The 20,104-nt window shown below is 72.9% G+C and carries 18 protein-coding genes; 15 read left to right on the top strand and 3 right to left on the bottom strand.

The window, feature by feature from the left end:
* Positions 1–15: 15 nt before the first annotated feature.
* Positions 16–1,353, bottom strand: a complete 1,338-nt coding sequence (locus AB0399_RS31235) for a sugar ABC transporter substrate-binding protein (RefSeq protein ID WP_366413612.1) — start codon at positions 1,351–1,353, stop codon at positions 16–18.
* A gap of 148 nt (positions 1,354–1,501) precedes the next feature.
* On the opposite strand from AB0399_RS31235, the gene AB0399_RS31230 reads away from it, so the two are divergent.
* The 4 genes from AB0399_RS31230 to aroA all read left to right on the top strand — a co-directional run bounded on the left by AB0399_RS31230 (position 1,502) and on the right by aroA (position 6,375).
* Positions 1,502–2,872, top strand: a complete 1,371-nt coding sequence (locus AB0399_RS31230) for an ROK family transcriptional regulator (protein WP_329363580.1) — start codon at positions 1,502–1,504, stop codon at positions 2,870–2,872.
* A 105-nt stretch (positions 2,873–2,977) separates the two neighbouring features.
* On the top strand, positions 2,978–3,802 hold the full coding sequence (locus AB0399_RS31225) for an AIM24 family protein (protein ID WP_328470931.1): 825 nt from the start codon (positions 2,978–2,980) through the stop codon (positions 3,800–3,802).
* A gap of 205 nt (positions 3,803–4,007) precedes the next feature.
* Entirely contained in the window at positions 4,008–4,643 is a 636-nt protein-coding gene (locus AB0399_RS31220) for a bifunctional 4-hydroxy-2-oxoglutarate aldolase/2-dehydro-3-deoxy-phosphogluconate aldolase (protein ID WP_328470933.1), read from the top strand.
* A gap of 496 nt (positions 4,644–5,139) precedes the next feature.
* Complete coding sequence (gene aroA / locus AB0399_RS31215) at positions 5,140–6,375, top strand: 3-phosphoshikimate 1-carboxyvinyltransferase (protein ID WP_366413611.1); 1,236 nt, start codon at positions 5,140–5,142, stop codon at positions 6,373–6,375.
* Between the two features lie 104 nt (positions 6,376–6,479).
* Here the strand turns inward: aroA and AB0399_RS31210 are convergent, their stop codons facing one another.
* Positions 6,480–7,268 (bottom strand): arylamine N-acetyltransferase, encoded by a 789-nt coding sequence (locus tag AB0399_RS31210; RefSeq protein ID WP_366413610.1) that lies wholly within the window; start codon positions 7,266–7,268, stop codon positions 6,480–6,482.
* A gap of 92 nt (positions 7,269–7,360) precedes the next feature.
* Positions 7,361–8,086, bottom strand: a complete 726-nt coding sequence (locus tag AB0399_RS31205) for a TetR/AcrR family transcriptional regulator (RefSeq protein WP_366413609.1) — start codon at positions 8,084–8,086, stop codon at positions 7,361–7,363.
* A gap of 214 nt (positions 8,087–8,300) precedes the next feature.
* On the opposite strand from AB0399_RS31205, the gene AB0399_RS31200 reads away from it, so the two are divergent.
* The 11 genes from AB0399_RS31200 to AB0399_RS31150 all read left to right on the top strand — a co-directional run bounded on the left by AB0399_RS31200 (position 8,301) and on the right by AB0399_RS31150 (position 19,865).
* Complete coding sequence (locus AB0399_RS31200; protein WP_366413608.1) at positions 8,301–9,257, top strand: NAD-dependent epimerase/dehydratase family protein; 957 nt, start codon at positions 8,301–8,303, stop codon at positions 9,255–9,257.
* A gap of 268 nt (positions 9,258–9,525) precedes the next feature.
* Positions 9,526–10,512 carry a sugar ABC transporter substrate-binding protein gene (locus AB0399_RS31195; protein ID WP_329363569.1) on the top strand — a complete coding sequence of 329 codons (987 nt, stop codon included), beginning with the start codon at positions 9,526–9,528 and terminating at the stop codon, positions 10,510–10,512.
* A 53-nt stretch (positions 10,513–10,565) separates the two neighbouring features.
* Positions 10,566–11,570: an ABC transporter permease gene (locus tag AB0399_RS31190; protein WP_366413623.1), complete on the top strand. Its 1,005-nt coding sequence runs from the start codon at positions 10,566–10,568 to the stop codon at positions 11,568–11,570.
* Positions 11,567–12,526 (top strand): ATP-binding cassette domain-containing protein, encoded by a 960-nt coding sequence (locus tag AB0399_RS31185; protein ID WP_366413607.1) that lies wholly within the window; start codon positions 11,567–11,569, stop codon positions 12,524–12,526. The genes AB0399_RS31190 and AB0399_RS31185 overlap by 4 nt, the downstream gene beginning before the upstream one ends.
* Entirely contained in the window at positions 12,523–13,671 is a 1,149-nt protein-coding gene (locus AB0399_RS31180) for an ROK family glucokinase (RefSeq protein WP_329363565.1), read from the top strand. The genes AB0399_RS31185 and AB0399_RS31180 overlap by 4 nt, the downstream gene beginning before the upstream one ends.
* Positions 13,668–14,291, top strand: a complete 624-nt coding sequence (locus AB0399_RS31175; protein WP_328470949.1) for a hypothetical protein — start codon at positions 13,668–13,670, stop codon at positions 14,289–14,291. The genes AB0399_RS31180 and AB0399_RS31175 overlap by 4 nt, the downstream gene beginning before the upstream one ends.
* Positions 14,292–14,350: 59 nt before the next feature.
* Positions 14,351–15,736 (top strand): alpha/beta fold hydrolase, encoded by a 1,386-nt coding sequence (locus AB0399_RS31170; protein WP_329363562.1) that lies wholly within the window; start codon positions 14,351–14,353, stop codon positions 15,734–15,736.
* A gap of 186 nt (positions 15,737–15,922) precedes the next feature.
* Positions 15,923–16,555 carry an MBL fold metallo-hydrolase gene (locus AB0399_RS31165; RefSeq protein ID WP_329363561.1) on the top strand — a complete coding sequence of 211 codons (633 nt, stop codon included), beginning with the start codon at positions 15,923–15,925 and terminating at the stop codon, positions 16,553–16,555.
* A gap of 43 nt (positions 16,556–16,598) precedes the next feature.
* Positions 16,599–17,378 (top strand): exodeoxyribonuclease III, encoded by a 780-nt coding sequence (locus AB0399_RS31160; protein WP_328470955.1) that lies wholly within the window; start codon positions 16,599–16,601, stop codon positions 17,376–17,378.
* Positions 17,379–17,575: 197 nt separating this feature from the next.
* Positions 17,576–17,833: a TfoX/Sxy family DNA transformation protein gene (locus AB0399_RS31155; RefSeq protein ID WP_328470957.1), complete on the top strand. Its 258-nt coding sequence runs from the start codon at positions 17,576–17,578 to the stop codon at positions 17,831–17,833.
* 166 nt (positions 17,834–17,999) lie between these two features.
* On the top strand, positions 18,000–19,865 hold the full coding sequence (locus tag AB0399_RS31150; protein WP_366413606.1) for a transketolase: 1,866 nt from the start codon (positions 18,000–18,002) through the stop codon (positions 19,863–19,865).
* Positions 19,866–20,104: the final 239 nt, after the last annotated feature.

Here is a 20,104-nt window from a genome sequence, read left to right as displayed (position 1 = left end):
GAGGGGTGTCGATCCTTATGACGTGGGCATCTGCGACTGCGCCTTTTGCAGCGCGGCCTTGACGGTGTCGTCCGTGACGGCCTTGCCGGCGGCGGCGTCGGCGAACAGGCTCTTGATCGCAGGACCGACGAGGTTCTCGAACTGCGCCTCGTTGGCCACCTGCGGCATCGGGGCGGCCGACTTGCTGAGCACGCCGGCGAGGGCCTTCAGGTCCGGGGTCTGGAAGGCGGGGTCGCTCTGCGCCTCGGTGACCGGCGGGATCGTGCCGTAGGTGCCGTTGAGGATCTTCTGCTCCGGCGTGCTGGTGAGGAACTTCGCCAGCTGCACGGCGGCTGCCTTGTGCTTGGTGCTGTTGAAGACCGCGACGTTGATGCCGGCCACCATGGAGGTGACGCCCGCGTCACCGGTGGCTCCGGCGGTCTGCGTCGGGACCGGGACCACGCCGTACTGGTCCTGCGACATGCCGTGCGACTTGATGGAGGTCGCGGCCGACTGCCACATCATCATCGCGGCCTTGCCGGTGGCGAAGTCGGTGATGGTCTGGTTCTGCACGTACTCGGCGTCGCCCTTGGCGGCGATCTTGTCGCTGGCTATGAAGTCGACGTACTGCTTGACCGCCGCGACGTTGCCCGCACCGGTGAAGGTCGGCTTGCCGGAGGCGTCGAACCAGTCGGCGCCGTGCTGCTTGGCCAGCACGAAGGCGTGGTGGATGTTCTCCGCGCCGTTGGCGCCCTCGACGGCCAGGCCGTAGTGGCCGTCCTTGGTGAGCTTCTTGCCGTCGGCGACCAACTCGGCCCAGGTGGTGGGCGGTTGGGCGATGCCCGCGTCGGCGAACTCCTTCTTGTTGTAGTACAGGCCGTAGGCCATCGAGTACAGCGGCAGGGCGGCCGGGTCCTTGCCCGCGGCGCCGGCGGAGGCGAGCGCCGCGGCGGAGAAGCGGTCCTTGCCGCCGACGGTGGCGAACGCGTTGGCGTCCCACGGCATCAGGGCGCCGGTCGCCTGGAGCGAGGCGGACCAGGTGTTGCCGATGTTGAGCACGTCCGGGCCCTGGCCGGAAGTGGTCGCCGCCAGGATGCGGTTGAGCAGATCGGCCCAGCCGACCACCTCGAGGTTGACCTTGATGCCGGTCTGCTGGGTGAACTTCTTCAGCTCGGGGGTGAGCACCTGCTTGTCGTTGGCCAGGCTGGTGCCCTGGTTGCTCGCCCAGTACGTGATCGTCTGGCCCTTGAGGCTGCCGGGGGAGGCGGAGATGTCGCCGCTGCCCTTGCTGTCCGAGCCGCCACCACACGCGGCGACGGTGAGGCCGAGCGCGGCCACGAGGGCGGTGGCCGCGAAGACTCTGTTGGTGCGCATAACGGTTCCCTCTCAGGGGTGGGATCGCTTCAGGAAGTGAACAGCGCCTGTGCCTTAATTCAGGCCGTGATTTAACTTGTGAGAAAAGGTGGCGTCAAGACCCCGTGCAGCGATAGGTTCCAGCGGGGCGGGGCAGGAGGGAGTCCAGATGGCTGAGCGGGCCAAGCGCACGGTGCGTGACCTGCGGCGCGGCAACCGCGCATCGCTTCTGCGTCATTTGTATTTCGAAGGCCCCCTCAGCCGGCAGGAGCTGGGCCGGGACACCGGCCTGAGCGCGGGCTCGATCAGCAACGTCGTTGGAGAGTTGATCGCGGACGGCATGGTCGAGGAGGCGGGCGCGGTCGAGTCCGACGGCGGGCGCCCGCGCATCCTCCTCCAGGTCGCCCCCGGCTACGGCTACGTGGTCGGCGTGGACGTCGGCGAGACCCGGGTGCGGGTGGAGCTGTTCGACCTCGCGCTGACCGAACGCGCCTCCGCCGACCTGCCGTTGTCCGACAGCGGGCACGACGTGGACCTGGTGGTCCGGCTCGCCCTGGAGGGCATCGAGGCCGTGGTGCGCGAGGCCGGCATCGACGACCGGGAGGTGCTGGGCGTCGGCATCGGCGTGCCCGGGATCGTGGAGCAGGGCGACCCGCGGGTGACCTCGCCCGGCGAGGGTGACGGCATCGTGGTGCACGGCCAGACCATCGGCTGGGACGCGGTGCCGCTGGGCCGGCTGCTGCGGGCCGGCACCGACCTGCCGCTGTTCATCGACAACGGTGCCAAGACCCTGGGCCAGGCCGAGATGTGGTTCGGCGGCGGGCGCGGCTCCGGCAACGTGGTGATCGCGCTGATCGGTTCCGGCGTCGGCGCCTGCGTGGTCGCCGACGGCACTCCGTACCACGGCGCGAGCAGCAGCGCGGGGGAGTGGGGGCACACCACGCTGCGGGTCGGTGGCCGGATCTGCCGGTGCGGCTCGCGCGGCTGCCTGGAGGCGTACGTCGGCGCGGAGGCGCTGCTGGGCCGGTGGTCGAACGCGCCGCGGGGGGCGAGCGAGGAGACCGCGCTCGCCGCGCTGCTGGCCGCCGCCGACCACGACCGGGAGGTGGCGGAGTTGCTCGCCGAGGCCGCGGAGTACCTGGGCGCGGGCATCGCCGACCTGATCAACCTGTTCAACCCGCAGCGGATCGTGATCGGCGGCTGGGCCGGACTGCTGCTCGGACCGCGGCTGCTGCCGTCGGTGCGCGAGGTGGCCGCGGAGTACTCGCTGCACCACCCCTGCGCGCAGACGTCGATCGAGCTGGGCCGGCTGGGCGCGGACGCGGTCACCGTGGGGGCGGCGACGCTGCCGCTGGCCCGCTTCCTGGAAACCGGCGGCGAGCGGCCGGTGCGGTTGCCGGCGCAGGGCGGGCAACCGGACGGTGGTGGGGCTCCGGGCGGTGCGGTGGGCGGGCCGGGCCGCGGACCGGCCCGCGGGTCACGTTCCGGTGCCGCCTCCGGCGATCCGGTGCGGAACCGAACCACGCGGGCGGTACGTTGACGGGTCGGTGCCCGGCGCACCGCGGGTCCGGCGGAATGCCGGATTCGCCACCGTTTCGCACCTTTTTCGCGGTACATACCTCGCACGCCCTTCAGGAGTCCTCCCATGACCCTTCGACAGCAGATCGTCGGCAACGCCATGCAGATGGCCGTCTGCACCCTCGACCCCGGTCAGACCGTGTACTGCGAGGCGGGCAAGTTCCTGTTCAAGACCGCCAACGTCAGCATGGAGACCCGCCTCGGCGGCCCCGGCAACGGCAGCCGGCAGGGCGCCGGCGGCCCCGGCGGGCAGGGCGGCGGCATGGGCGGGATGCTGCGCCAGGCGATGGGCACCGCGATGCAGGTCGGCCAGCGCGCCCTGGCCGGCGAGTCGCTGGCCTTCCAGTACTTCACCGCCGCCGGCGGCGAGGGCACCGTCGGTTTCGCCGGGGTGCTCCCCGGCGAGATGCGCGCGCTCGAACTGAACGGCTCGCGCGCCTGGTTCGCGGAGAAGGACGCGTTCGTCGCGGCCGAGGAGAGCGTCAGGTTCGGCATCGCCTTCGCCGGCGGCCGGCAGGGTATGAGCGGCGGCGAGGGCTTCATCCTGGAGAAGTTCACCGGCACCGGCACCGTGATCATCGCCGGCGCGGGCAACTTCATCGACCTCAACCCGGCGGACTTCGGCGGCCGGATCGAGGTGGACACCGGCTGCATCGTCGCCTTCGAGGAGGGCATCCAGTACGGAGTGCAGCGGATCGGCGGGCTCAACCGCCAGGGCATCATGAACGCGGTCTTCGGCGGCGAGGGGCTGTCGCTGGCGACCCTGGAGGGCAACGGTCAGGTCATCCTCCAGTCCATGACCATCGAGGGCCTGGCCAACGCGCTGAAGAAGGCGCAGGGCGGGGACAAGCAGGGGCCGACCGGGGGCCTGTTCTCCACGCACGCCGGCTGAGCGGGCCCGGCCCGGGCGCGCCCCGGACCCTGGTCCGACCGCCCGCATCTCGGGTCTCATGCTCCTCTCATGTCACGGTGCGGTGACAGGTGGCCCGCCGTGACCCATCGCGGCGCCGCCCGGCGGGTAGCGTCTGGATCACGTGTATCCCGCAGTGCCGCACGATCCGCGTGCGGCACTCACGCAGGAAGGTGGACCGACTGCCGTGTACCGCTGGGAGATCACCCGGGCCGCACTGGCCCAGCGGGTATTCGCCACCATCCGCAGCGAGAGCTACGACCAGGCCGCCGCCACCGCGGACACGTTGCTGTCGGCCGGACTGACCACGTTGGAGATCTCCCTCACCACGCCGTTCGCCCTGGAAGCCGTCACCACGCTGGTCCGCGAGGTCGGCGACGACGCGGTGGTCGGCGCGGGCACCGTGCTCGACGAGGTCTCCGCGCGGATGGCGATCGAGGCCGGGGCGCGCTTCCTGCTGTCGCCCAACCTCGACGAGGCGGTGCTGCGCACCGGGCACCGCTACGGAATTCCGGTCTTCCCGGGCGTCGCGACCCCCACCGAGGCGGTCCGCGCGATGGAACTCGGCGCCGACGCGCTGACCCTCTACCCCGCCACCGCCTACACCCCGGACTGGGTGGTGGACGTCCGCGCGATCATTCCGCAGGCGGCGTTCCTGCCGATCGGGGGCATAACGGTCAGCGCGGCGCCCGATTGGGTCGCGGCCGGCGCGGTCGCGGTAGGCATGGGCTCCGCCCTCACCGACGGCGACCGCGCCACCGTCACCAAGCGGCTCACCGAACTCCTGGAGCGGCTCGCCGACACGGTTCCCTCCGGGGGCTGAGCCGTTCCCGGCGGGCCCCTGCGGGGTGGCTGCCCCGTCCCGTCCGCGGGCCGGTGGCCCGCTTGTCGCGCAGTTCCTCGCGCCCCTGGGTGGGTGGGCCTTGTGGTGCGTTGCTTGTTTGCGGGTGCGTGGTGGCTTGTCGCGCAGTTCCTCGCGCCCCTGGGTGGGTGGCTCTTGTGGTGCGTTGCTTGTTTGCGGGTGCGTGGTGGCTGGTCGCGCAGTTCCTCGCGCCCCTGATTTGGGTTGCTCGCCGTCGTCGGCGAGCTGTGCGCTGCGGAGCAGCCGCACGTACTCAGGGGCGCGGGGAACTGCGCGACCAGCAGGCCACCGGCCGGTGGTCGGGAACGAGACGGGCACCGTGATGGCGCGTAGCCGAGGGGCGCGGGGAACTGCGCGCTTAGCCGGTCACTGGCCGGTGGTCGGCGGCGAGACGGGCACCGTGGTGGCGCGTAGCCGAGGGCAGGACGGGCGGGGGCGCGCCCATAGAATCACGTGGGTGACCGTTCTCGCTGTTCCTGGCTCCAAGTCCGTGACCGCTCGCGCGCTGTTTCTCGCCGCCGCCGCCGACGGAGTCACCGTGCTCCGGGACCCGCTGCTCTCCGACGACACGGAAGGCTTCGCCGAGGGCCTGACCCGGCTCGGCTACGAGGTGCGGCGCACCGCCCGTGAGTGGCGGATCACCGGTCGCCCGGCCGGCCCCGCGGCCGACCACGCGGAGGTCTTCACCCGCGACGCGGCCACCGCCTCCCGCTTCCTGCCCGCGCTGGCGGCCGCAGGCCACGGCACGTTCCGCTTCGACGCCTCCGCGCAGATGCGCCGCCGCCCGGTCGCCCCGCTGACCGAGGCGCTGCTCAGCCTCGGCGTGGACCTGGTGCACGAGGAGGAGGACGGCCACCTGCCGCTGCGGGTGGAAGCGCACGGCATCAAGGGTGGCGCCATCGACCTGGACGCGAGCCTGTCCTCGCAGTTCCTGACCGCGCTGCTGATGGTCGGCCCGCTCACCGCCGAGGGCCTGCGGATCAGGGTGACCGGCATCGTGTCGGTGCCGTACGTCGAGATCACGCTCGCGATGATGCGCCGCTTCGGCGTCGAAGTGGCCCGCGAGGGCGACACCTTCGTGGTGCCCGCGGGCGGCTACCGCGCGCAGGACTACCCGATCGAGCCGGACGCCTCCACCGCGAGCTACGTGTTCGCCGCGGCCGCGCTGTCCGGCCGTACCGCGACCGTGCCGGGGCTCGGCAGCGACGCGCTCCAGGGCGACCTGCGGTTCGTGGAGGTGCTGCGCCGGATGGGCGCGGAGGTCGAGACCACGGCGGACGCCACCACGGTGACCGGGACCGGGCGGCTGTCCGGCCTGACCGTCAACATGCGGGACATCTCCGACACGATGCCCACCCTCGCGGCCATCGCGCCGTTCGCGGACGGCCCGGTCCGGATCGAGGACGTCTACAACACCCGCGTCAAGGAGTGCGACCGGCTGGAGGCGTGCGCGCTGAACCTGCGGGCGCAGGGCATCGAGGTCGCCACCGGCCGGGACTGGATCGAGATCACGCCGGGCACCCCGAAACCGGTCGAGATCGCCTGCCACGGCGACCACCGCATCGCGATGAGCTTCGCCGTCGCGGGCCTGCGCACCCCGGGCACGACCTTCGACGACCCGGGCTGCGTGAAGAAGACGTTCCCCGGATTCCACGCGTTCTTCGCGGAGTTGCGGCGCACCTGGGACGTCTGAGGCGATCCCGCGCGGCCGTGCGGCCGTGCGGCGGGCGGCCGTGCGGCGGGCGGCCGTACGACCCGCGTCGAGTCCGGGCGGCAGCGGCAGCGCGGACCGGACCGCTACCCCGCCGGCGCAGCCACCAGCACGGGCTCGCGGTCCAGCGTGATGCCGAAGTGCTCGCGGTAGGCGGCCAACACCTCCGCGGGTCCGGGCAGTTCGCGTTCCTGCCGGGAACCGCCCGCGGTGCGTACGAGGGTGCGCCCGCTGAGGGTGACCCGCCCGTCGGCGGTGAGCCGGGAGCACACCAGGGACGTGCGGAAGTGGGACAGCGGCGAGGTGCGCTGCCACCAGCAGGTGGCGGCGAAGTCGCCGAGCCCCCGCGGCCGTTGCTCGACGCGGTACTGCGGCTCGTCGTCGCGCAGCACGTCCAGGTCGCCGTCGGGCGCCTCGCGCAGCGTGAACACGCCGCCGGGTTCAGGCTGTTCGGCCCGGCTGCCGTAGGACAGCGGGAAGTGGCTGTGCCGGCCGAAACCGACGTCCGCCAGCCACGCGGCGCCGTCCTCCGTGCGCACCCGCAGCGCCATGTGGTCGAAGGGCGGGCCGAGTTCGCCGCCGTCACCGAAGGACCGGCAGGTCAGCAGCTCCACCTCGTAACCGAGCGCGCGCAGCAACTCGGCGAAGGCGCCGTTGAGTTCGTAGCAGAAGCCGCCGCGCCGGCGGTCCACGACCTTCGCCACCAGCGGGCCGGGCGCCAGCACGATGTCCTCGCCGCGGTGGATCGAGAGGTTCTCGAACGGCACCGTGCGCAGGTGGGCCAGGTGGAGCGCGCGCAGCGCGTCGAGGTCGGGGCGCGCCGGCCGCTCGGCGCCGATGTGCTCCAGGTAGGCCGCGGCCCGCTCTTCGTCCATGCTCCAGTTATGCCGTACCGCGTGCCCCGGCGTCATCCTCCCCGGGTACAGGATGCCCCGGGACCTGGGGCGTACGTCCGAAGGCGCCGCGCTCAGGCCAGCGAGAGGGCGTCCGCGAGGAGTTCGACCTGGGCGTCGAGCAGGGCCGCCGGGTCGTGGCCCATGCCGTTGTAGAGCCCGGAGACCTCCAGCGAGACGGTGCCGTGCACCTGGGTCCACACCTGCACGGCGCCGGTCAGCCCAGCCGCGGCGGCCTCGGCGGACGCCTCGGGCAGGTACGTCTCCAGCCACCGCTCGACCCCGGGTTCGCGCGTGACCCAGGCCCGCAGGTCCGCGACGACCGGGCCGAGCGCGGGGTGCGGGGTGCAGCCGGCCAGCAGGGCGACGAAGGGGCCGAGCACGGCGCGGGCGTGCTCGCGGGTCTGCGGCGGGGCCTCGTAGCCGGGCACGGGGGTGCCGCCGATCAGCAGGTAGCGATGCGGCTGCGCGACGGCCCAGCCGCGGAAGGTGCGCACGAGGTCGCGCAGCCGGGAGCGCGGGGTCGAGCCGGCACCGGCGGACGTCGCGGCGGCGTCGGCCACGGCGCCGGCGAGGTCGGCGTACGCGTCGCAGATGAGGGCGTCGAGGAGGTCGTCGCGGCCGGCGAAGTAGCGGTAGAGGGCCGGGCCGGACAGCCCCAGCTCCTTGGCGATCTTCACGAGCGCGAGCGCCCCGGTGCCGCCCTCGGCGAGCTGGGCGAGGGCGGCCGCCTTGATCTCGGCGCGGGTCTGCTCCCGGTAGCGGGCGCGGGGTCCGGGGGTGGCGGCCTGCGGTGGCATCGGGTTCGGGACTCCTCGTGAAGGGGGCGGGGCGCGGGGACGGCGACGGGCAGTTCTGTTACTGCCTCTCACTCTAGCAAGTGGCCATCGCGAACGAGATTGCGTGTGTCTATCGCAAGAGTTACAGTCTCTAACAGAAGCGAGTTCGTATCGCGGAGTGCGTCGCGCATCGCCGTCACGAACCCACCGGACCCGATCGCAGGGGAGAACCCTCATGGCCGCGCACCAGCAGCACCGCCCGCACGTCGTCCTCGGCGCCGGTCCCGCCGGCACCACCCTCGCCACCGAACTCGCCGCCCGCGGCCACTCCGTACGCCTCGTCGACCGCTCCGGCGGCGGCGACACCCCGCAGGGCGTCACGCGGCTGACCGCCGACGTGTCCACGGCCGACGGCGCCCTGCGGGCGGTCCAGGGGGCGGCCGTCGTCTACCACTGCGTGAACGTCGGCTACCACCTCCAGGTCGAGGTGATGCCGCGCATCCAGCGCGCCGTGCTCGGCGCCGTCGAGGCGGTCGGCGCCCGGCTGGTCGTGCTCGACACCCTGTACCCGTACGGGCCCACCGGCGGCGCCCCGATGACCGAGGACACGCCGTGGAACGCGACCAGCCGCAAGGGCCGGATGCGGGCCGAACTCGACGCGGTCTACCTCGACACGCACCGCGCCGGCCGGGCCCGGGTCGCCATCGGCCGCTCCGCCGACTTCGTCGGGCCCGGGGTGCTCAACTCCTCGCTGGGCGGAGGGGTCTTCCCCGGCGCTCTCACCGGCGGGACCGTGGTCGGCATGGGCGACATCGACCTGCCGCACAGCTACACCGACATCCGCGAGGTCGCGGCCGGGCTCGCCACCCTCGGCGAGCGGGCCGGCGACGACGCCGACGGGCGGGTCTGGCACCTTCCGACCGCCCCGGCCTGGACCACCCGGCAGGTGCACGACTTCCTCGCCGAGCGGACCGGGCGCCCGCTGGACGTCGTGGTGCTGCCCGAAGCCCGCCCGTTCGGGCCCTTCGACGAGGTGTTCGCGGCCGAGTACGCCGAGATGTTCTACCAGCACACCGAGGCGCAGATCATGGACTCCTCGGCCTACGAGGAGTTCTTCGGGGTACGGCCCCGCCCGCTGCCGACCACGCTCCGCGACACCCTCGCGTGGTACGGCCGGAGCGTCCCGGCGTAGCCGCGTGCCGCGGGCCCCGGTCCTCGCCGCCGGCCCTGGTCCGCCCGCGGGGCCGCCCTCGCGTGCCGCGTGAACGGCGCCCGGGCCGGGCCCGGTCGGCGGTCGGGGTGCGCGGAGGCTTGACGGATTCTTGGGCCGCCGGGAAGGTCACACGCAGCACTTCCATCCCGGCTGCACCAGGGAACGTAGCGAAAGGCAGGGCCACGTGGCGGAGGCAAGGGCGGGACGCGACCGCGGCGACCGCGGGGGGAAACGAAGGACGCGCCGGGTGGTCGGGGCGCTGCTCGCGGCGGCGCTCGCGGCGGCGGCCCTGGCCGGGTGCAGCGCCACCGGCGGCAAGCGCGCGGAGGACCGGGCGAAACAACTCGCCGCGAACGGCTCCGCGGTGAACACCCCGCACTGGACGTTCGCGATGGTGACGCACTCCGGCGCCGGCGACACGTTCTGGGACATCGTGCAGAGCGGCGCGAAGCAGGCGGCCCAGAAGGACAACATCAAGTTCCTCTACTCCAACAGCGACCAGGGCGACCAGCAGGCGCAGTTGGTGCAGGCCGCGATCGACCAGCACGTGGACGGCCTGATCGTCACGCTCGCCAAGCCGGACGCGATGAAGGCGGTGGTCGCGAAGGCGGTGAAGGCGGGCATCCCGGTGATCACCGTCAACTCCGGTGCGGAGCAGTCGAAGCAGTTCGGCGCGCTGACCCACATCGGGCAGGACGAGACGGTCGCGGGCAACGCGGTCGGCGACGAGCTGAACACGCGCGGCCGCAAGCACGCGCTGTGCGTGCTGCACGAGCAGGGCAACGTCGGCCTGGAGCAGCGCTGCGCCGGGGTGAAGGCGAACTTCCACGGCACCCTGGACAAACTCTACGTGGACGGTACGAACATGCCCGACGTGCAGTCCGCGATCGAGGCCAAGCTCCAGGCGGACCCGTCGATCGACTCCGTGGTGACGCTGGGCGCGCCCTTCGCGGCGACCGCCGCCAAGGCCAGGCAACAGGCGGGCTCCAAGGCGGAGATCGACACGTTCGACCTCAACGCCCAGGTGGCCGCCTCGCTGAAGGACGGCACCCTCGGCTTCGCCGTCGACCAGCAGCCCTACCTCCAGGGCTACGAGGCGGTGGACCTGCTGTGGCTGTACCGCTACAACAAGGACACCCTCGGCGGCGGCCAACCGGTGCTCACCGGCCCGCAGATCGTCACCAAGGACGACGCGGACGCGCTGCTGGCGTACACGAAGCGGGGGACCAGGTGACCGGCACCCGCGCGGCCGCGCCGGACGTCGTCGGAGGCGCCGGCGACGAGCGGCTGGCGCCCAGGTCGGTGGCCCGACGGCTGCTCGGGCGGCCGGAGTTGGGCGCGGTGGTCGGCGCGGCCGCGGTGTTCCTGTTCTTCTCGTTCGTCGCGGACTCGTTCCTGCGCGCCTCCAGCATGGGCACCGTGCTGTACGCGTCGTCCACCATCGGCATCATGGCGGTGCCGGTGGCGCTGCTGATGATCGGCGGCGAGTTCGACCTGTCCGCGGGCGTGATGGTGACCAGCTCCGCGCTGATCTCGTCGATGTTCAGCTTCCAGATGACCGCGAACACCTGGGTCGGCGTCGGGGTGTCCCTGCTGGTCACGCTGGCGCTGGGCGCGTTCAACGGCGTCATGCTGGTGCGCACCAGGCTGCCGAGCTTCATCATCACGCTCGGCACGTTCCTGATGCTCACCGGCCTCAACCTCGGCCTGACCAAGCTGATCAGCGGCACCGTGGCGACGAAGTCGATCAGCGACATGCAGGGCTTCCCGACCTGCCGCGACCTGTTCGCCTCGCACTGGACGATCGGCTCGGTCGACCTCCAGGTGACCATCCTGTGGTGGCTGGGCCTGGTGGCCGTGGCCACCTGGGTGCTGCTGCGCACCCGCGCGGGCAACTGGATCTTCGCGGCCGGCGGCAACGCGGACGCGGCGCGCGCGGTCGGCGTGCCGGTGGCCCGTACCAAGGTCGGCCTCTACGTGGCGGTCGCGTTCTGCGCCTGGATCTCCGGCCAGCACCTGCTCTTCTCGTTCGACGTGGTGCAGTCCGGCGAGGGTGTCGGCAACGAGTTCCTGTACATCATCGCCGCGGTGATCGGCGGCTGCCTGATGACCGGCGGCTACGGCAGCGCGATCGGCTCGGCGGTCGGCGCGTTCATCTTCGGCATGGCCAGCAAGGGCATCGTGTACGCGCAGTGGAACCCGGACTGGTTCCAGTTCTTCCTGGGGGCGATGCTGCTGCTCGCCACCCTGCTCAACGTGTGGGTACGCAGGCGGGCGGAGGCGAGCAAGTGATCACGGTCGACGACGACAAGGCCCCCGGCCCCTCCGCCGGCGCGCCCGGCGCCCTGGTGGCGCTCACCGACGTCAGCAAGTCCTACGGGAACGTACGGGCGCTGCGCGGGGTGTCCCTGGAGGTGCACGCCGGGGAGATCACCTGCGTGCTCGGCGACAACGGCGCCGGCAAGTCCACCCTCATCAAGATCATCGCGGGCCTGCACCCGCACGACGCGGGCACGTACGCGATCGAGGGCGAGCAGGTCCGGCACAGCTCGCCGCGGCAGGCGCTGGACCGCGGAATCGCGACGGTCTACCAGGACCTCGCCGTGGTGCCGCTGATGCCGGTGTGGCGCAACTTCTTCCTCGGCTCGGAGCCGACCCGGGGCCGCGGGCCGCTGCGCCGCCTCGACACCGCCCTGATGCGCACCACCACCCGCCAGGCGCTGCTGCGGATGGGCATCGACCTGCGGGACGTGGACCAGCCGATCGGCACCCTGTCGGGCGGCGAACGCCAGTGCGTGGCGATCGCCCGGGCGGTGCACTTCGGCGCGAAGGTGCTGGTGCTGGACGAACCGACCGCCGCGCTCGGCGTGAAGCAGTCCGGGATGGTGCTGAAGTACGTGGCCGCGGCCCGCGACGCCGGTCTGGGTGTGGTGCTCATCACGCACAACCCGCACCACGCCTACCTGGTCGGTGATCGTTTCGTCCTTCTCAAGCGTGGCGCGATGTCCGGCAGCCACCTGAAGGAGGACATTACGCTGGACGAGCTGACGCGGGAGATGGCCGGCGGCAGCGAGCTCGACGAACTGACCCACGAGCTGAGCCGGTCCAGGAGAACCGGCACAATAGCGGAGGACGCCGCGCCGACCCCCTCCGCTGCACCGGCTTCCGCTGCTCCGTCCGCCCCGTCCGCCCCGTCCGCTCCGTCCGCCCCCCGCACCGACCCACCCGACCCGGAGATCACCGCTTGAGTGCCAATCGTGAACGCGTCTACCGCGGCGGCGCAGCGCGCGCCACGGTCTGGCAGAGCGTGGGTATGCGCGACCGCAGGGAGCGCCGCTCGCACCTGACCGCGCCCCGCGTGCCCACCGTCGGCATCGACATCGGGGGCACCAAGGTGATGGCGGGGGTGGTCGACGCCGACGGGGTCATCCTGGAGACGCTGCGCACCGAGACCCCCGACAAGTCCAAGAGCCCCAAGGTGGTCGAGGACACCATCGTGGAACTGGTGCTCGACCTCTCCGAGCGGCACGACGTGCACGCCGTCGGCATCGGTGCCGCCGGATGGGTGGACGCCGAGCGCTCCCGGGTGCTGTTCGCGCCGCACCTGGCCTGGCGCGACGAACCGCTGCGCGACCGGCTCTCCGAGCGGCTGCTGGTGCCCGTCATGGTCGACAACGACGCCAACACCGCGGCGTGGGCGGAGTGGCGCTTCGGCGCCGGCCGCGGCGAGGCCGACCTGGTGATGATCACCCTCGGCACCGGCATCGGCGGCGCGATCCTGGAGGACGGCCACGTCAAGCGCGGCCGCTACGGGGTGGCCGGCGAGTTCGGCCATATGCAGGTGGTGCCCGGCGGGCACCGCTGCGCCTGCGGCAACCGCGGCTGCTGGGAGCAGTACAGCTCCGGCAACGCGCTGGTCCGCGAGGCCCGCGAGATGGCCGCCGCCGACTCCCCGGTGGCGTACGGCATCAACGACCGGGTCGGCGGCAACATCCGCGACATCACCGGGCCGCTGATCACCGAACTGGCCCGCGAGGGCGACCCGATGTGCGTGGAGCTCTTCCAGGACATCGGGCAGTGGCTCGGCGTCGGCATCGCCAACCTCGCCGCCGCCCTCGACCCGTCCTGCTTCGTCATCGGCGGCGGGGTCAGCGCCGCGGACGACCTGCTGATCGCCCCGGCCAGGGACGCCTTCCGGCGCACCCTGACCGGCCGCGGCTACCGGCCCGAGGCGCGCATCGCCAAGGCCGAACTCGGCCCGGAGGCGGGCATGGTGGGCGCCGCGGACCTGGCGCGGCTGGTCGCCCGCCGATTCCGCCGGGCCAACCGGCGCCGGGTCGAGCGCTACGAACGGTACGGACGCACCCTCGGACGGCAGGCAGCCCAACCGTGACCACATCGCAGCACCGCGGCCCGGAACCGGCCGCCGTCGACGACCTCGCCGAAGCGGAGGCGGAGTTCGCCGCCGCGCCGCGGCTGCCGCGCAACCCGCCGCGCTGGGTGCGCTGGACCGTGGTGCCGCTGCTGGTGCTCGTGCCGATGGGCTACGTGGCGGTGTCCGCCGCGCAGAGCCGCGGCAGCGGCGAGGACGCCATACACGAACAGGCCGGCCGCCGGCTCACCCAGGTGTACCCGACCCAGCTCCAGCAGCGGATCTACCAGGTGACCGTCCCGGTCGGCTCGCGCTACGTCCGCAACCTGGAGACCAACTCCTGGGACACCAGCGAGCTGTACGCCGAGTTCGTCACCACCGCCGGCGGCCTGGACACCTTCCTCGCCCAGATCGGCACCAGCCGGGCCGCACTGCGGAACGGCGCGGTGGCCATGACGGCCGCCCAGTCCAAGGCGGCCGGCTGGAACTTCGCCATCCCCCGCACCTGGGCGGGCCTCAGCCTGCACCGCCCCGGCGACAAACCCGACCACAACATCACCGTCGACATGACCAATCCGGACCACCCCCGGGTCTACGTCGTGTCCACCGTCAACTTCCAGCACGGGTTCGGGGGCGGCTGAGTGCCGCCCTTGGGGGAGGCCCCTGCCGAGCCCTGCCCTTCACTCGATAGCGTGAGGCGATGAGCGACGTGACCGACGAGACCGCCGACCGGCTCGGCACGTACGCCGGCGCGGCCACGTACACCCCGTACGGCGGCCGGGTCGGCGGCCTGACCGACGACGACGGTGGCACTGCCCCGGACGCGGACGACGAACGCGACGACCTGCAACCCCCGTTGCAGTACCGCTTCGACGGCCCCGACGACGCCCCCGTGCTGGTCCTCGGACCCGCGCTCGGCTCGACCTGGCACATGTGGGACCGGCAACTGCCGCAACTCACCGCGCACTGGCGGGTCCTGCGGTACGAACTGCCCGGGCACGGCGGCGCGCCCGCCGAGCCCGCCTCGACCGTGGACAACCTCGCCCGGCGGCTGCTGGCCGTCCTCGACGACGAGGAGGTCGACAGCTTCGGGTACGCCGGCTGCGAGCTGGGCGGGGCGGTGGGGGCCCGGCTGGCCCTGCTGCGGCCCGACCGGCTGGCCGCGCTCGCCCTGGTGTCGGCCGCGGCCCGGTTCGGCAGCGCGGACACCTGGCGGCAGCGCGGCGTGGTGGTCCGCGCCAACGGCCTGGACCGCACCGCCGCCAACACCCCCGAGCGCTGGTTCACCGGGCCGTTCCGGACCACCCAGCCGGCGATCACCCAGTGGGCCGTGCAGATGGTGAAGACCACCGACAGCGCCTGCTACATCGCCGCCTGCGAGGCGCTCGCCGGGTTCGACATCCGCGACCAGCTCGGCAGCATCACCGTGCCCACGCTGGTGGTGGCCGGCGCCGACGACACCGAGACGCCGCCGGCCGACGCCCGGCTGCTGGTCGCGGGCATCCCCGACGCGCGGCTCGCCGTCGTGCCCGGCACCGGGCACCTCGCGCCCGTCGAGGAACCCGCCGCCGTCGGCACCCTCCTGGTACGGCACTTCGAGACCGCGTGGGCGGCCGACCGCACGTCCGGCACGGTCCCGTACGCGCCCGCGCCGCCGCCGGTGCAGCCGCGCGTCCCCGCGCCCGCCGCCGCGCCGCCCGGGCCCGACGCGTACGCCGAGGGCATGCGCATCCGCCGGGAGATGATCGGCGAGGCCGAGGTCGACGCGGCGGTCGCCCGGGCGAAGACGTTCGGGAGCGGGTTCGACACGTTCGCCACCCGCTGGGCGTGGGGCGAGACGTGGACCCGCCCCGGGCTGGACCGCCGCACCCGGAACTTCGTCGCCCTCACCGCGCTCACGGTGCTCGGCCAGCTGGAGGAGCTCGCGGACCACACCCGGGCGGCGCTACGGGGCGGGCTGACCCCCACCGAGATAGAGGAGACCCTGATGCAGACGTCCGTCTACTGCGGGTTGCCCGCGGCGCGGGCGGCCGTGGACAGGGCGCGCTCGGTGATCGAGCAGGAGACGTCCACGGGCAAGGGGTGACGGGACCGCCCGGGGTGCCTGGTCGCGGACGTGCCCGGGCCTCGCGGCTCGTGGGCGGTTCGTCGCGCGGTTCTCCCTCCGGCGGAGCCAGGGGGAGCACGCCCAGCGCCCCTGGACATCCGCGGGTCGCCCGGTGTCACCCGTGGCGGTGGGCGGCGAGGCGTCCCTCCGAGGCAGGATGGGGGGATGGAGCTGACCAAGAAATCTCATGCGTGCGTGCGGCTGGAGCAGGACGGGCGGACGCTGGTGATCGACCCGGGGGCGTTCAGCGAGCCGGACTCGGTGGCCGGGGTGGACGCGATCCTGGTGACACACGAGCACATGGACCACTTCAGCGAGGACCGGCTGCGGGCCGGGCTGGAGGCGAACCCGGCGGCGGAGCTGTGGACGCTGGCGAGCGTCGCGGAGAAGGTGTCCGCGGCGTTCCCGGGCCGGGTGCACACCGTGGGGCACGGCGACACGTTCACCGCGGCCGGGTTCGACGTGCAGGTGCACGGCGAACTGCACGCGGTGATCCACCCGGACATCCCGCGGATCACCAACATCGGGTTCCTGATCGACCGCGCCGTCTTCCACCCCGGTGACGCGCTGACGCTGCCCGGCCACGCCGTGGACACGCTGCTGCTGCCCGTGATGGCGCCGTGGAACAAGATCTCCGAGGTGATCGACTACGTCCGCGAGGTGAAGCCGCGCAGGTCGGTCGACGTGCACGACGCGCTGCTCACCGACCTCGCCCGACCGATCTACGACATGCAGATCGGCAACCTCGGCGGGGCCGACCACCTGCGGCTGGCGCCGGGGGAGGCCGCCACCGTCTGAGGGTGCGGGCGGGCTGTCGTACCCAGCGGCTAGGTTGGGGCACATGCGTATCGCGACCTGGAACGTCAACTCGATCACCGCGCGGCTGCCCCGGCTGCTGGCCTGGCTGGAGAGCAGCGGCACCGATGTGCTGTGCGTCCAGGAGACCAAGTGCACCGCCGAGCAGTTCCCGCACGACGAGCTGCGCGCGATCGGTTACGAGGCCGCCGTCGAGGCCACCGGGCGGTGGAACGGCGTGGCGGTCATCTCCCGGGTCGGCCTGGCCGACGTGGTGCACGGCCTGCCCGACGGCCCGCGGTACGAGGACGTGGCGGAGCCCCGCGCGCTCGCCGCGACCTGCGGCCCGGTCCGCGTCTGGTCGGTCTACGTGCCGAACGGCCGGGAGGTCGACCACCCGCACTTCGCCTACAAGCTGCGCTGGTTCGAGGCGCTGACCGCCGCCGTCGCCGGGGACGCGGCGGGGCAGCGCCCCTTCGCCGTCCTCGGCGACTACAACGTGGCGCCGGCCGACGCCGACGTCTGGGACACCACCGCGTTCGAGGGCGCCACCCACGTCACGCCGGCCGAGCGCGCCGCGCTGGCCACCCTGCGCGGCACCGGCCTGAGCGACGTGGTGCCCCGCCCGCTGAAGTACGACCACCCGTACACGTACTGGGACTACCGCCAGCTCGCCTTCCCGAAGAACCGCGGCATGCGGATCGACCTCGTGTACGGCAACGAGCCGTTCGCGAAGGCGGTCTCCGACGCGTATGTGGACCGGGAGGAGCGCAAGGGCAAGGGTGCCTCCGACCACGCCCCGGTGGTGGTCGACCTGGAGGTGTGAGGGAGCCCCCGGTGTGGCGTGCGGCCGACCGGGGTCATCAGCGCGGGGGACCACCACGGGCGTGTCAGCCGCCGATCGGCCGGAAGGGCACCGCCGCGCGTGCATGATGGCGCCAGCGGACATCCCGGGACACGCCCTCACCGGTCCCTGACGCTCCCTCACACCACCTTCACCACCGGCTTGTACGGAGGCACGACGTGGACTCCCTTCAGCAACTGCCGAACATCGGAGCGGTGCTCGCAGATCGGCTGCGCCGCGCCGGAGTGGACGACGCGGGCGAACTGCGCCGGCTCGGCTCGGGCCGCGCCTTCGAGAAGATCCGTCCGGAGCTTCCGGAGGACGCCTGCACGCACACCCTGCTCGCGCTCGAGGGTGCGCTTCGCGGAATGCGCTGGACCGCGATCCCCCAGACCGAGCGCGACACCCTCGTCCACCGCGTGCTGGGGTGCCCCTGACCCCGCGGTCGGCTTGTCCTGCCGGTTCAGGGTCCACCGGTCGGTGGTGGGCCCGGCGCGCCGGCAGGCGGCGGGGCGAAGGCGCACCCAACTGCGGCGGAGTCGTTTACGTGCTAGGGGCCCGGGCAGCCGCACGAAGGGGGACCGTCGCGAGAAGGGAAACCTGATGCCCCCGACCGTCACGCAGGACACCGTGCTCGACCACGCGCAGATCGCCGAACTCGGGCAGCAGCTCAGAGTGGACGCGGTCCGGGCCGCGGATGCCGCCGGCTCCGGGCACCCCACCTCCTCGATGTCCGCCGCGGACATCTTCGCGGTGCTGCTCGCCCGGCACCTGCGCTACGACTTCGACCATCCGGAGCACCCCGGCAACGACCACCTGATCCTGTCCAAGGGCCACGCCTCCCCCCTGCTGTACGCCGCGTACAAGGCGGCCGGCGCCATCAGCGACGACGAGCTGCTCACCTTCCGCAAGCTCGGCAGCCGGCTGGAGGGCCACCCGACACCGAAGATCCCGTGGGTCGACGTGGCCACCGGTTCGCTCGGCCAGGGCCTGCCGATCGGCGTGGGCGTGGCGCTGGCGGGCGCCCGGCTGGACCACCTGCCGTACCGCACCTGGGTGCTGTGCGGCGACAGCGAGATGGCCGAGGGATCGGTGTGGGAGGCGTTCGAGCAGGCCGGGATGGAAGGGCTCGACAACCTCACGCTGATCATCGACGTGAACCGACTCGGCCAGCGCGGCCCCACCCGGCACGGCTGGGACCTGGAGGCGTACGCCCGGCGGATCAGGGCGTTCGGCTGGCACACCGTGGAGGTCGACGGCCATGACGTCGACGCCGTCGACCGGGCCATGGCGACCGCTCGCGGCAACCGCGGCGCCCCCACCGCGATCATCGCCCGCACCCGCAAGGGCCGGGGCGTGGCCGCCGTGGAGAACCAGGAGGGCAAGCACGGCAAGCCGCTGCCCGACGCCGAAGCCGCGATCCGCGAGTTGGGCGGCCGCCGTGACCTGCGGGTCCAGGTCGCCGGACCTCCCGACGTCGTACGGCCGCCGCGCACGGCGCCCGACCCGGACGCCGCCCTGCCGCGGTACGACAAGGGCGGCAGCGTCGCCACCCGCACCGCGTTCGGCGAGACGCTCGCGGCTCTCGGGGACCGGCGCGGCGACATCGTCACCCTCGACGGCGAGGTCGGCGACTCCACCAAGGCGCAGATGTTCGCCGCCGACCACGCCGACCGCTACATCGAGTGCTACATCGCCGAGCAGGAGCTGATCGGCGCGGCCGTCGGCGTCGGCAAGTGCGGCTGGACGCCGTACGCGTCCACGTTCGCCGCGTTCCTGACCCGCGCGCACGACTTCCTGCGGATGGCCGCGGTGTCCCGCTCCGACCTCAACGTGGTCGGCACCCACGCGGGCGTCGCCATCGGTGAGGACGGCCCGTCCCAGATGGGCCTGGAGGACATCGCGATGCTGCGCGCGATCCACGGCAGCACCGTGCTCTACCCGTGCGACGCGAACCAGACCGTGCAGCTCGTCACGGCCATGGCCGAGCGGCGCGGCATCACCTACCTGCGGGCCAGCCGGGGCGACTTCCCGGTGATCTACGGGCCCGACGACGCCTTCCCGATCGGCGGCAGCAAGGTGCTGCGCGCGAGCGACGACGACCAGGTCACGCTCATCGGTGCGGGGGTGACCGTGCACGAGGCGCTCAGCGCCGCGGACAAGCTGGCGGCCGAAGGGATCAGCGCGCGCGTGATCGATCTCTACTCCGTCAAGCCGGTCGACGTGCAGACGCTGCGGGCTGCTGCGCAGGCGACCGGGCGGTTCGTCACCGTCGAGGACCACCACCCCGAGGGCGGGCTCGCCGACGCCGTCCTGGAGTCCTTCGGGAACGGGCATCCCATGCCGGTGCTCACGCGGCTCGCCGTTCACTCCATGCCGGGGTCGGCGACTCCCGATGAGCAGCTCGACGCCGCAGGGGTCAGCGCCCCCGCGATCACCGCGGCCGCCCGCAAGCTCCTCGCCGACTGACCCCCCCGGGTGCCCCGGTCCCCTCGGTCGAGGGACCACCTCCCGGTGGGGGGTGAGGGGGAGCGCCCCCAGCGCCCCTCGGCTGTGCGCCGTCGTGGTTCGGCTCTGTTCCCGGCCGCAGCCCGGTGGCCTGCTGAGCGCGCAGTTCCCCGCGCCCCTTGAGGGTGGCCGTCCTTCCGCGGAAGGAGCCGCACCAACTCAGGGGCGCGGGGAACGGCGCGACAAGCCAGCTCTGAAGA

The organism is Streptomyces sp. NPDC088194 (assembly GCF_040702025.1).
In the GTDB taxonomy this organism is placed as follows: Bacteria; Actinomycetota; Actinomycetes; order Streptomycetales; family Streptomycetaceae; genus Actinacidiphila.
This window is presented reverse-complemented; position numbering and strand designations above follow the sequence as displayed.